This window comes from Actinomycetota bacterium (assembly GCA_012837825.1).
GTDB lineage: Bacteria > Actinomycetota > Humimicrobiia > Humimicrobiales > Humimicrobiaceae > Humimicrobium.
Genome location: DUQM01000094.1, coordinates 1 through 12,280, shown reverse-complemented (window position 1 = coordinate 12,280; position 12,280 = coordinate 1). Strand labels below are relative to the sequence as shown.

The following is a 12,280-nucleotide window of genomic DNA, read 5'->3' as shown; positions in this document are numbered from 1 at the left end:
TTTCAGGAAGGAATGGTTATTGCAACAGAAGAAGTACTTAAAACTTTCAAACCGGATAGCCTGTATTATGTAAATATTCTTTTAAACATAACTTTTATATGCGACTGCTGGGGAATGTCTGCAGCTTCAATTGTGCCTGACATAGGTATTCTTGGATCAGACGATATTGTCGCAATTGAAAAAGCTTCTCTTGATCTTATAACTCCTGAGAATTTTAACCCCAAATCACTTCCAAAAGACAAGGAGCTAAGGGAGGGAAAGCATATTTTTGAGCAGATATGGGGAAAAGATCCATACACGCAGGTGGAAATAGCAGCAAGGCGGAATCTTGGCAATCCTGACTACATTATTGAAGAAATCAAATAAAAGGAACCGGAGGAAAGAATTGACTGAAAAAAATTATTTGAAATACTTTGGATTATTATCCTTGTCTTTAATTATAATAATGATTTTAATCATTTCCGGTGGCTGCTGCCCTGTGCTTTTTCCCGTGGCGCAAAACAATTCCGGTTCGGAAGGAGACCGGTCGGCAGTAATTTCCCGGGAAGAGCAGGAAAATCCTCCGACTTCAGCAGAAACTGCAGATAATACAACTACAACTTCCATGGCTCCTGAGGAAGAGCAAAAAGAAGATCCGGGGAATAATGACAAAAAAACGGAAGATTATCAGAATGATTTCAGTCTCAAAAACCTTAGCGGAGAAAAAATATCATTATCAGACTTTGCAGGAAAAATAGTAGTCTTGAATTTCTGGGCGACATGGTGTCCGCCCTGTGAGGCAGAAATCCCTGATTTTATTGATGTGCATAATGAATACAAAGATCAGGGAACAACTTTTCTTGGGGTTTCTCTTGATGACGACTTAAATGCACTTAAGCAATTTGTTTTTGATTATAATATCAGTTATCCGATCCTGGTCGATAATCAGGTTGCAAATGTTTCAGGCAACTGGGGTATAAGTGCAATACCAACAATTTATTTTATCGATACGGACGGAGAGATTATAGACAAATGGATAGGCCAGATTCCCAAACAGGAACTTGTTTCGATTATTAAGGGACTTCTGTGCAGAAACAAAGCATAAAATCCAGGATTCTGATTTATATTTATTCTGATAATATTAAAAAGTTCCGGAATTTTCATATTAAATAATTTGAAAAAATAAAAAAATAAAAAGATAATGTTTGCTTATATTATTTTTGATATTTAAGGAGGTTGTTTTGACAATAGATCCTGTTGCATTCCGATTGTTCAATATGGAAATAAGATGGTATGGTCTTTTAATAGCTTTTGGACTGATAGCTGGAATTATTATTTCTTATCTCACAGCAAAGTATAGAAAATTTAAAGCAGATGAAATTCTGAATTTCGCCCCTTTTGCAATAATTGCAGGGATAATAGGGGCCAGACTCCTTCACGTTATTGTTAACTGGTCTTATTATTCAAAAAATCTTTCAAGCATATTTGCTTTCAGGCAGGGCGGTCTTGCCATACAGGGTGTTATAATCGGCGGATTTATCGCTCTTATTATATTTGCCAGGGTGAGAAAAATAGATTTATGGGGTTTTGCTGATTGCATGGCTCCCTCGCTTGCACTGGCGCAGGCAATAGGAAGATGGGGCAATTTCTTTAATCAGGAAGCATACGGAAAACCTACAGCTGCAAAAATAGGGATTTTTATATCTCCTGAAAACAGGCTGAGAGGATATGAAAGTTTTGAATATTTTCATCCTACTTTTTTATATGAGTCCATAGCGAATATTCTTCTTTTTATAATACTGATGATTTTACATGCAGTATTCAGAAAAAAAGAAGACAAAATTCCGAACGGAGTCATTTTCAATCTTTATCTGATAATATACTCTCTTTACAGGGTATTTATTGAATACTACAGAATAGACAGCTCCATGCTGGGTTCCATAAAGGTAGTTTACATAATCAGCGGATTAACAATAATTGCTGCTTTTATTATACTTAATGTTCTTGCAAACAGATTTATTGCAAAGAAAAGGACTGAATCTGAAAATACTGAAGAAAAATAAAGTAAAAACATTTTTTAATTATTGCTGATTAATTTTAAGAATATGAATCAAACCTTTTTGACCCGTCATCTGATACTGTGTCTGCAACCGCAGTAATTCTGCCTGTAAAAAGCAAATTGTTTTGAGATTGTATTTGCAATTTTAAAACCATTATTTTTCTTGAAATCTGATTCATAATAGCTAACACCATGCCTGTCTGCCAGCTCAATGCCTATAGCATTGATTATTTTATGTTTTTTATGAGGGCTGAGCGTCAGGGTAGTTGCAAAAAAATCATAGCCATACTCTTTTGCACAGACGGCAGTTTTTTCCAGTCTCAGGCTGAAGCATATCTCACATCTTTTTCCGCCTTCAGGTTCTTTTTCAAAACCACTGATTCTTTCATCAAAAACAGATGTTTCATAATCCATGATAACAAGCTTGATTTTTTTTATATCCGAATATCTTTTTAAATCTTCAAGTCGTTTCCAGTATTCTTCCGGGGGATAAATATTTGGATTATAAAACAATATGGCAGTATCAAACTTGTCAGACAGAAATTCAATAGGGTAGCTTGCGCATACGGCGCAGCACGCATGAAGAAGAAGTCCCGGCTTTTCTTTTTTTGATTTATATTCCATGTTTTTTTAGATGATATATATGTATATGTATATGTTTTTTTGAGAACTTTTATTATTATAAAGAGTTGAAAGGAATAAAATAGTTATTGTCTTATTTATTTATTTTTAATATATTTACACAATAAATTTTAATAACCGGGACTCTTTTTTTATATTTTAATATGAATGAAAAAGTTTTGAAAGTAACCACTATCAGCAGTCTGGATCAGGCTCATGACTTGTTTAAAAGTCATTTTGAAATACCTCCCAAAGTAATGGAATCTGCAGGAAGAATAATCAGCGATGTAATAAAAGATGGTGAAAAAGCAGCTCTTGACTATTGCAATAAATTTGACAACACATCTTTTAAAAACATTGAAGATGCTATTCTCACATCACAGGAAATAGAGGAGGGCTATAAATTTATTAAAGATAATAAGCCGGAACTGGTAAAAGCAATAGACAAAAGTTATGACAATATTTTGAGATTTCACGAGGAACAATTAAAGCATGAAGCTTCAACATGGTATTTTGAGCCTGAACCGGGAAAAAAACTGGGACAGATCACATCGCCTGTTGAGAGGGTGTGCGTATATGTTCCCGGTGGACTTTATGCATATCCTTCCTCGGTGCTAATGACAGTCATTCCGGCCCAGGTCGCAGGTGTAAAAGAAATAGCTGTTTGCACTCCGTCAAGAGGGGAGGGAAAAATAAATGACATTCTTCTTTATATATTCAGATATTTAAACATAAGCGAGATTTACAAGATAAGCGGAGCGCAGGCCGTGGCACTTATGGCTTATGGTGGCAGACATGTTAAAAAAGTATCAAAAATAGTCGGACCCGGAAATATATATGTAACTGCTGCCAAAAAACTGGTTTTTGGCAAAGTAGGCATAGACAGTCTTGCAGGCCCCAGTGAAGTTGTAATAATAGCCGACAGAAATGCAGATCCTGTATTTGCTGCAGCAGATCTTTTGTCTCAGGCCGAGCATGATCCGGATGCAAAAAGCATACTTATAACGGACAGTAGTGAGCTGGCGGAAAATACGATAATAAATATTTTTAAGCAGATTGACCGGCTTAAAACCGAACATGGCGAAAGATTCAACAGAGATCTTGTATTAAAATCTATAAACGACAACTGTAAAATAATCTTATGCCGGGATATTAAAATGGCTTGCGCCATATCCGATATTATTGCTCCTGAGCATCTTGAAATAATGACAGACAATCCTTTCAAAACGCTTGAATTAGTTAAAAACGGAGGTTCCATATTTATCGGAAATCATACACCTGTTGCGGTGGGAGATTATATCGGAGGGACGAATCATGTCATTCCTACCAGCGGAACAGCGGTTTTTTCATCACCGCTTGGAGTCTATGACTTTTTTAAGAAGAGTGCGGTTACTTATTATGACTATAATGCTCTTGAAAAAGAACATACTTTGATTGAAGATTTTGCCTTTACGGAAAATCTTCTGGCTCACAGGAATTCAGTAAAGCTAAGAATCAGGGAGAAACAATGACCTCTATCAAAATAAAATCCTGGATTCTTGAACTTCCCGAGTATATCCCGGGCAGGACAATTGATGAAATAAAGAAAAAATACAAGCTTGATACTGTTTATAAGCTTGCATCAAATGAAAACATATTCGGACCCTCGCCAAAAGTGGCAGAAGCTTTAAATAATACTCTTTCTGAGATAAATTACTATCCTGACAGTTATAACAGGGATCTCAGAGAAAAACTTGAAGAAAAGACAGGGATAAGCAAAGAGCAGTTCCTTTTTGGAAACGGCACAGACCAGATAATAGAAATGGTCTGCGATGCTGTCCTGGATGGGAATAAAAATATTGTAATACCTGACCCGACTTTTTTAACTTATGAGAAATCTGCCCTGAAAAATAATGCGGACATAGTCAAAATACCCTTAAAAGACTTCAGGCAGGATTACCGCAATATTGTATCGGCTGCCAATAAGAATACAGGGATCATTTTTCTTACCAGTCCTCATAATCCGACGGGAACCATAATCACTGAAAGAGAATTAAGGTTTATTCTTGATAATGTTGATCCTGAAATACTGGTAGTTCTTGATGAAGCATATACTGAGTTTGTCGGAAATGAGGATAAATTTAATTCCTGTAAACTGATTGATTCTTTTGGAAATTTTATGGTTATGCGCACTTTTTCAAAAATATATGGTCTTGCAGGCTTAAGGATAGGTTATGCTGTTGCGGATAAAGCAGTAATTAAAAGCATTGAGAAACTTGCACAGCCTTTTGTAGTCAACCTTCTTGCCCAGAAAGCAGCAATTGCATCTCTGGATGACGATGAATACATAAATAAAAATGCAGATGTAATAATAGGTGAAAGAGAAAAATTATTTAATTTTCTTAGCAGCAATAATATAGAATATGTTAAATCATATGCAAATTTTATACTGATAAAAACAGGAAAATATACTGAAGCATTAATAGAAGACCTGCTTAGAAAAGGTTTTATAGTCAGGGGAGGCGGTTTTCTGGGTTTTCCGGAGTACATCAGAGTTACCATATCAGTGCCGGAGATAAATGAAAAATTTATAAATATTTTTTTAGATATTTATAAAAAATATATGGTTAAAAAGTAAGCTTGATTTTTTTAAATTTATTTTAAGGGAAAGGAGGGAATATAATGGAAACCGTTTTAACCGGAAGAAACTGTGAAATCAGGTTCGGGCAAGGTTTGCCGACTGTTTTTATCGCGGAAAGAATTAATCCTACAGGCAGAAAATCCCTGGCTGAAGAACTTAAGCTTGGCAAGCTGGATATGGTTGAAAAAGATGCCATTGAACAGACAAATGCAGGTGCCCATATTATTGATATAAACGTAGGAGCAGTCGGGGTTGATGAAGTGGATCTTCTCCCAAAGGCAGTAAAAAAAGTTATGGAAGTAACTGACAGACCTATATGTATTGATTCGGCAAATCACAAAGCTCTCGAAGCAGCTCTGAATGTGTGTCCCTACAAAGTTCTGATAAATTCGGTCAATGGTGAAGAAGAATCTATGGAATATATGTTGCCTATAGTAAAAGAAAGCGGTTCTGCGGCAGTATGTCTCACCATGGACAGCAGAGGAATACCGAATGATCCCTTTGAAAGGTTTGAGATAGCAAAAAGAATTATAAACCGTGCCCGGTCTCTTGGCATAAAAAGAGAAGATCTTGTTTTTGACCCCCTTGTTATGGGTGCTGCCACTGATAGCAATGCTGGAAAGATATGTCTTGACAGCATGAGGATGATTGTAAAGGAATTTGGTGTTTCTACTACCGGTGGATTTTCAAACATAAGTTTCGGCATGCCTGACAGAGAATTTCTGAATGTTAATTTTATTGTCATGGGTATTATGGCCGGATTATGTGCCCCCATAACAGATGTTCTTATGAAAAGTCTTGCTCCCGCAGTAAAAGCAGCTGATTTTCTTGCCGGAAAAGATGCTTACGGTATGAACTATATATCCATGTACAGAAAAAAATAATTAAAATATTCTGCTGTTTAGGAATAATTAAAATATTTAAAAATGATGTTTTAACTATTCTTAAAGAAAAAAAGAGTGTGCGAAATCTTTCTACAAATCGCTCACTCTTTTTTTGGTAAAAATTATTTAAATTTAATATAATGTTTACCTAATTAATATCAAAAAATGAAAGGAAATCTGATGGCAAAGGTTGTTTTGAAAGACTTGGTTAAAAAGTATGACGATGTTGTGGCAGTGGACAAAATGAATGCGGTGATAGACGATGAAGAATTCATCGTCCTTGTCGGCCCCTCGGGCTGCGGCAAGACGACCACACTGAGAATGGTCGCCGGGCTGGAGGAGATAACGGAAGGTGAGATCTACATTGGAGACAGGAAAGTCAACGATGTCCCTCCAAAAGACAGGGATATCGCCATGGTTTTTCAGAACTACGCTCTCTATCCCCACATGAACGTATACGACAATATGGCTTTCGGGCTTAAACTCAGAAAAACCCCCAAAGCCGAAATAGAAAAAAGGGTTCAGGAAGCTGCAAAAATACTTGCAATTGAAGAACTGCTTAAAAGAAAGCCCAAACAGCTTTCCGGAGGACAAAGACAAAGGGTTGCCCTTGGAAGAGCCATAGTAAGAAACCCCAAGGTATTCTTAATGGATGAACCACTGTCTAACCTGGATGCCAAGCTAAGAGTCCAGATGAGAACCGAGATTGCAAAACTTCACAAAAGGCTTCATGCAACCATCATATACGTAACCCATGATCAGACAGAAGCCATGACAATGGCTGACAGGATAATAATCATGAAAGACGGAATAGTTCAGCAGGTAGGCCATCCCCAGGACGTTTATGACCATCCTGACAATATGTTTGTAGCCGGTTTTATAGGAAGTCCTGCAATGAACTTTATCGATGTGACAGTTACCGACAAAATGACGCTTAAGCACAAGGACTTTGAGCTTGAAACATTTGATAACATAAAAAAAGCAATAAAAGAGCATGATCTTGCAGGAAAAGAAGTAGTGCTTGGAATCAGGCCTGAAGATCTTGAGGATACTGCATTTGTATCTGATGCAAAGCCTTCAAATACCATTACAGCCATGGTTGAGGTAACCGAGCCCATGGGTGCGGAAATATATGCCTATATAGGTATAGAGGGAACTCTTATGACTGCAAGGGTAAATCCGAGAAGCCGGGTAAAAGACGGAGAAAATATCTCCCTGCATGTAGATCTTGAAAAAGTACACCTGTTCTCAAAAGAAACTGAAAAAGCTTATACATAAAAACAAAATACCGGTAATAATTAAATATTAATTTGATTTATAAGGCACGATTTTTATTGTGCCTTATAAATATTTGACTATTTATGAAAGAAATATTTGACGTAATTATCAGCGGTGCAGGTCCTTCCGGGAGTATTCTGGGATATCTTTTGTCTGAAAGCGGATACAATGTCCTGATTTTGGATAAGGAAAATTTTCCCAGATATAAAGTCTGTGCCGGAGGCATACAGATAAGAGCAGCAAAAATGATTCCTTTTAATATTGATTCCCAGATACATAATGTCATCACCAGGATCCATTTTCAAAGAAAGTCAAAGGATGATTTTATCGGGGAATATGATCAGCCTCTCATGTACACCATTGATAGAAAGAATTTTGATGATTATCTTGTGAAAAAAGCTGTTGAAGCAGGCTGTATTGTTAAAACAGGCGAGAGAGTAAAAGAGCTTACAGTTGAAAGAAATGAAGTAATTGTTTTTACGGAAAAGGGCAGATATTATGGAAAAATATTTGCAGGTTCTGACGGAGCCGGTGGTTTTACCATAAGGAAATTTAATAATTTCCGTAAAATCAGAAAGATAATAGGATACGAAATCGAAATACCGGTTTTGGGATACGGCAAAAAGTATTGTGCCGACAGAAAAGAGAACGCGGATAAAAAATCAAACCTTGCTTTATTTGATAAAGACAGTGTTGTTATTGATTTTGGCGGGGTAAAATATGGATATTTGTGGCTTTTCCCAAAAAATAAAAGAATTTCTGCAGGTATGGGAGGACTTCCTGAGAAGTCAAGAGAAATAAAAAAATATCTCAGCGCTTTTATAAAAAATACGGATTTTTTCATAATCAATGAGAAAGAAGAATCACAGGTTCATGCACATTTTATTCCGGTCAGAAGCAGAAATGATTTTATATCTTCATACAGGATTCTGGCTACAGGAGATGCAGCAGGTTTTGGAGATGCATTTACGGGTGAGGGACTGTATAATGCCATACTTGGCTCTCATATTGCATTTTCAAGCGTAGACAAGGCATTAAAAAATTCTTCTTTTGAATTTCACGATTACAATAAAAAGGTAAGCAGTGAAATAATAAAAAATATCGAATATTCGATGATTATTTCAAAAATATTTTTTTCATCTCAGTATTTTTACTATAAACTGATTAAAAAGAACGAAAAACTCTTCAAGTCATGTTGTAGGATATTAAGGGGAGAAAAAACTTATTCGGATGTTGTAAATAAATTAAAACTAATTAAAATTTGACATAAAGAGCAAGCAATGTAAAAGGGGAGACAATGGTAATTGATAATAAGAAACCTGTCATGATAGTTCAGATTTCCGACATTCATGTTGGCGAGGTTCATTTTGTTCCCAGTCTGTTAACCAGAGCAATAGACGAGATAAATGAACTTAATCCGGATGTAGTTATCGTAACCGGGGATCTTACTGCAAATGGTTTCAGAAGAGAATATGATACTGTAAAAAATTATCTGGCTCCAATCAAATGCAATAATTTAATTGTTCAGCCCGGAAATCACGACTCAAGAAATGTAGGCTATATACATTTTGAAGATATATATGGTGAACGCTATATTACATATAATAATGAAAAAGTAAAAATAGTGGCTGCTGATTCAACTGAACCTGACCTTGATAACGGTCAGATAGGAAGAGAATATTACAAGTGGATAAAGAATGAATTTGCTGAAGCAGATGACAGTGTTTTCAAGATTTTTACAATGCATCACCATCTTCTTCCCATCCCGGGTACAGGCAGGGAAAGAAATGTGGTAAATGATGCCGGAGATGTGCTGGAGGTACTTGTTGACTCAAAGGTAGATCTTGTTTTATGCGGACACAAGCATGTTCCCTATATATGGAGGATTGAAGATATACTGATGATAACCACAGGAACAGTATCCTGTCTTAGATTAAGGGGAAAGATAGAGCCGAATTATAACATAATGTATATTTATGATGACAAGATCGATATTTACCGCAGGTTCCCTTTTGACAAAATTGAAAAAATTGAAGGAATAAAAAGGTCTACTGTCAAGGAAGGGCTTAATGCTAAATTTATTAAAGATGCAAAATTGTAAAAAATTCAAAAGAATGGTCGCGCTTATTGATGGCGAGCATTATCCCCAGGTTACAAATGATGCAATCAGGAAGTTAAAAAAAGAATTCTGTGGCACAATTGCAGGGATTATTTTTCTGGGAGGAACGGAAAAAATATCCTCCGGAAAGTTTTCTGATTTTTTTGATTATGATATTTTTGTAGTAAAGGATATTTTACAGGATTTTTTATCTGCACTGGATAAATTCAAGCCTGACATCGTATTTGATTTAAGCGATCAGCCGGTTGTAAACCATGATATAAGAATGAAAATCGCTTCTTTCTGTTTTTATAAGAAAGCCAGCTACATGGGGACGGATTTCTTTTTTGAAAACCCTTCTGATCGCATGAAGCTGGAGGTTCCTTCCATTTCAGTTATCGGTACCGGAAAAAGAATCGGAAAAACAGCAATAAGCGCTTTCATTGCCCAGGCTTATAAGAAAAAAGGTCTGGATGTAATAGTTGTCGCCATGGGCAGAGGAGGACCTCAAAAACCCCAGCTGCTCAAGGGGAGCGAATTGGAAATTACTCCCCGGTTTCTGCTTTCATTAAGCAAAAAAGGCCTGCATGCGAGCTCAGATTACATTGAAGATGCATTGATGAGTAAAATCACTACGATAGGTTGCAGAAGATGCGGCGGCGGTTTCGGTGGAAAAGTTTTTTTATCAAATGTGACTGAAGGCGCAAAACTGGCGTCTTCTTTAAAGCCGGATCTGATAATAATGGAAGGAAGCGGAGCTTCACTTCCGGATGTTGATACGGATAGCTACATATGTGTTATTGGCGCAGATCAGAAATGGGATGAAATAGTCGGATATCTGGGAATATACAGGATTATGATATCGCAGACTATAATTCTTACGATGTGTGAAAAGCCTATTGCTGATTTTGAAAATATTGAAATACTTTTAAACAATATCAGGGAGATCAATCCTTCAGCTTCGGTTTTCCTGTCAATATTCAGGCCCTATCCTCTTGGAGAACTTGGAGGGAAAAAAGTAGTTGTGGGGATGACCGCCAAGAGCATGATGCAGGAAAAAATTAAAAATTATCTGGAGAAAAAATATAAATGCACCATAACAGGCATGACCTTTAGTCTTTCTGACAGGCCAAAGCTTTATAATGAAATAGAGAAATTCGGTGATTTTGATGTTTTTCTTTCGGAATTAAAAGCAGCAGCAGTGGATGTAATAACTGATTATTCAGTAAAACACAATAAAGAGGTTGCATATATGAATAATGTCCCGTTTTTCAGGGGAGGCAATAGAAAATTCACTGACTATCTTTTGGTTTTATTTAAAAAAATAGCATCTGGTTGTTAAGTTATTAAAATTATAAACAACTTATAAAAGTCAAATGGATAAAGAAGAAAACAAAAAAGAAATGATAGTAATATCCGATAAAAAAAAGGGCGGGCTTCCTTTTTCCAAAGGCATTCTTGCCAATTCAATAATTGTCACAGGCCTTGATATGCTGACATCCCATCGGATTGCTTTTGATGTGCAGGATTATCTTTTTAAAAATAAATCAATGTCAGTTTCGCTTGAAGACCTCAGAGCGCTTGTTTTCAGGTTTATAAAAGAGGAAGTTAATCTTGAATATGCAGAAAAATATCTTTTATGGCAGTCTGTAGGAAAACTTGGAAGACCCATAATAATGCTTATTGGCGGTTCCACAGGAGCCGGTAAATCTACCATTTCCACAATTATGTCAAACAGGCTTAATATATCAAGAGTTGTTTCGACAGATGCGATCAGGGAAATCATGAGAACATCTGTTTCCGACAAACTGATAAAACCACTGCAGGGCTCTTCATATAATGCATATAAACACCTTGCACTTCCTCCTACAGGGGTCAGCCCGGTAATACTGGGTTTCAGGGAACAGGTAATGGCAGTTACTGTAGGAATAGAAGCCATCATAAAGAGAAGTGTTGAGGAAAAAATAGATACTATCATTGAGGGAGCTCATGTTGTTCCCGGTTATATAAATATTAAAAAAATGGAAGACAAAGCGCTGATAGAACATTTTATAATAATTGTTGAAGATGAAGCTCTTCACAGAGAACATTTCGTAAAAAGGACTTTTGAAACACAGGGTTCAAGACCAATGCAGAGATATCTGCGTCATTTAAAAAACATCAGAATGATACAAAGCTATATTCAGGAACTTGCTGTCAGGAACAATGTCAAAATACTTGATAACTACAATCTTGATCATACTCTTGCAGAAGTAATGGATTTAATGTTTAAAAGGGTAAAAAGGGAATTTTCAAGCCACAACTACTGATATCATCTTATTTCAAATCCGGTTTCTTCTGCGATTATATCATTGTGATATAATTTTACAGAGTATTTCCCTTTTTGGTATAGGCTTTCATTTTTTACAACGGAGATTTCTGTTGTCTGGGAACTCTCTTTGTCGATGGGAACTTTGACTGTCTGTATTATTTTGCTGCCGGACTCTCCGTCAAAGTAAATCTCCAATACGTAATTTTCATTTCTCTGCGGATTTTTTAATCTCAATATAACCCATATATCTGAATCTTCTGCCTGTTCAAAAACAGGATTTTTAATATATGATGCAGAACTGCTCCAGCCGGATGATCTGTCAATAACCGAAAACGAGTCTATTCCGGTATCTTTTTTTATAGCAAATGTAATGACAGAAGAAATTATTATTGTAATAATTATTAAAATTACTATTATTTTTATATTCATA

General features: G+C 36.2%; 13 protein-coding genes. 11 read left to right on the top strand and 2 right to left on the bottom strand.

Features of this window, described 5'->3' with window-relative positions; all coding sequences use genetic code 11:
* Positions 1 to 12 precede the first annotated feature (12 nt).
* The 3 genes from GXZ93_07385 (at position 13) to GXZ93_07375 (ending at position 2,042) form a co-directional block, all read left to right on the top strand.
* On the top strand, positions 13 to 366 hold the full coding sequence (locus tag GXZ93_07385) for a hypothetical protein (GenBank protein ID HHT79595.1): 354 nt from the start codon (positions 13 to 15) through the stop codon (positions 364 to 366).
* Between the two features lie 19 nt (positions 367 to 385).
* Positions 386 to 1,084, top strand: a complete 699-nt coding sequence (locus GXZ93_07380; protein ID HHT79594.1) for a TlpA family protein disulfide reductase — start codon at positions 386 to 388, stop codon at positions 1,082 to 1,084.
* Between the two features lie 136 nt (positions 1,085 to 1,220).
* Positions 1,221 to 2,042, top strand: a complete 822-nt coding sequence (locus GXZ93_07375; protein HHT79593.1) for a prolipoprotein diacylglyceryl transferase — start codon at positions 1,221 to 1,223, stop codon at positions 2,040 to 2,042.
* A gap of 65 nt (positions 2,043 to 2,107) precedes the next feature.
* Here GXZ93_07375 and GXZ93_07370 read toward each other — a convergent pair whose 3' ends face one another.
* Positions 2,108 to 2,662 (bottom strand): epoxyqueuosine reductase QueH, encoded by a 555-nt coding sequence (locus tag GXZ93_07370; GenBank protein ID HHT79592.1) that lies wholly within the window; start codon positions 2,660 to 2,662, stop codon positions 2,108 to 2,110.
* Positions 2,663 to 2,823: 161 nt separating this feature from the next.
* On the opposite strand from GXZ93_07370, the gene hisD reads away from it, so the two are divergent.
* The 8 genes from hisD to GXZ93_07330 all read left to right on the top strand — a co-directional run bounded on the left by hisD (position 2,824) and on the right by GXZ93_07330 (position 11,848).
* Positions 2,824 to 4,170: a histidinol dehydrogenase gene (gene hisD, locus GXZ93_07365; protein HHT79591.1), complete on the top strand. Its 1,347-nt coding sequence runs from the start codon at positions 2,824 to 2,826 to the stop codon at positions 4,168 to 4,170.
* Entirely contained in the window at positions 4,167 to 5,276 is a 1,110-nt protein-coding gene (gene hisC, locus GXZ93_07360) for a histidinol-phosphate transaminase (GenBank protein ID HHT79590.1), read from the top strand. Before hisD ends, hisC begins: the two co-directional genes overlap by 4 nt.
* Positions 5,277 to 5,320: 44 nt before the next feature.
* Positions 5,321 to 6,163 carry a dihydropteroate synthase gene (locus GXZ93_07355; GenBank protein ID HHT79589.1) on the top strand — a complete coding sequence of 281 codons (843 nt, stop codon included), beginning with the start codon at positions 5,321 to 5,323 and terminating at the stop codon, positions 6,161 to 6,163.
* A gap of 180 nt (positions 6,164 to 6,343) precedes the next feature.
* Positions 6,344 to 7,441, top strand: a complete 1,098-nt coding sequence (gene ugpC / locus GXZ93_07350; protein ID HHT79588.1) for a sn-glycerol-3-phosphate ABC transporter ATP-binding protein UgpC — start codon at positions 6,344 to 6,346, stop codon at positions 7,439 to 7,441.
* Between the two features lie 83 nt (positions 7,442 to 7,524).
* Positions 7,525 to 8,706 (top strand): geranylgeranyl reductase family protein, encoded by a 1,182-nt coding sequence (locus tag GXZ93_07345; protein HHT79587.1) that lies wholly within the window; start codon positions 7,525 to 7,527, stop codon positions 8,704 to 8,706.
* Positions 8,707 to 8,765: 59 nt separating this feature from the next.
* The gene (locus tag GXZ93_07340) at positions 8,766 to 9,542 is read left to right on the top strand and encodes a metallophosphoesterase (GenBank protein ID HHT79586.1); all 777 of its coding nucleotides are present in this window, start codon (positions 8,766 to 8,768) and stop codon (positions 9,540 to 9,542) included.
* Entirely contained in the window at positions 9,511 to 10,881 is a 1,371-nt protein-coding gene (locus GXZ93_07335) for a 2,3-diphosphoglycerate synthetase (protein ID HHT79585.1), read from the top strand. Before GXZ93_07340 ends, GXZ93_07335 begins: the two co-directional genes overlap by 32 nt.
* Positions 10,882 to 10,915: 34 nt before the next feature.
* Positions 10,916 to 11,848, top strand: coding sequence for a hypothetical protein (locus tag GXZ93_07330; GenBank protein HHT79584.1), 933 nt, complete (start codon positions 10,916 to 10,918; stop codon positions 11,846 to 11,848).
* 2 nt (positions 11,849 to 11,850) lie between these two features.
* Here the strand turns inward: GXZ93_07330 and GXZ93_07325 are convergent.
* Positions 11,851 to 12,280, bottom strand: a 430-nt coding sequence (locus GXZ93_07325) for a hypothetical protein (protein HHT79583.1), incomplete at its 5' end; no start/stop codon positions are given.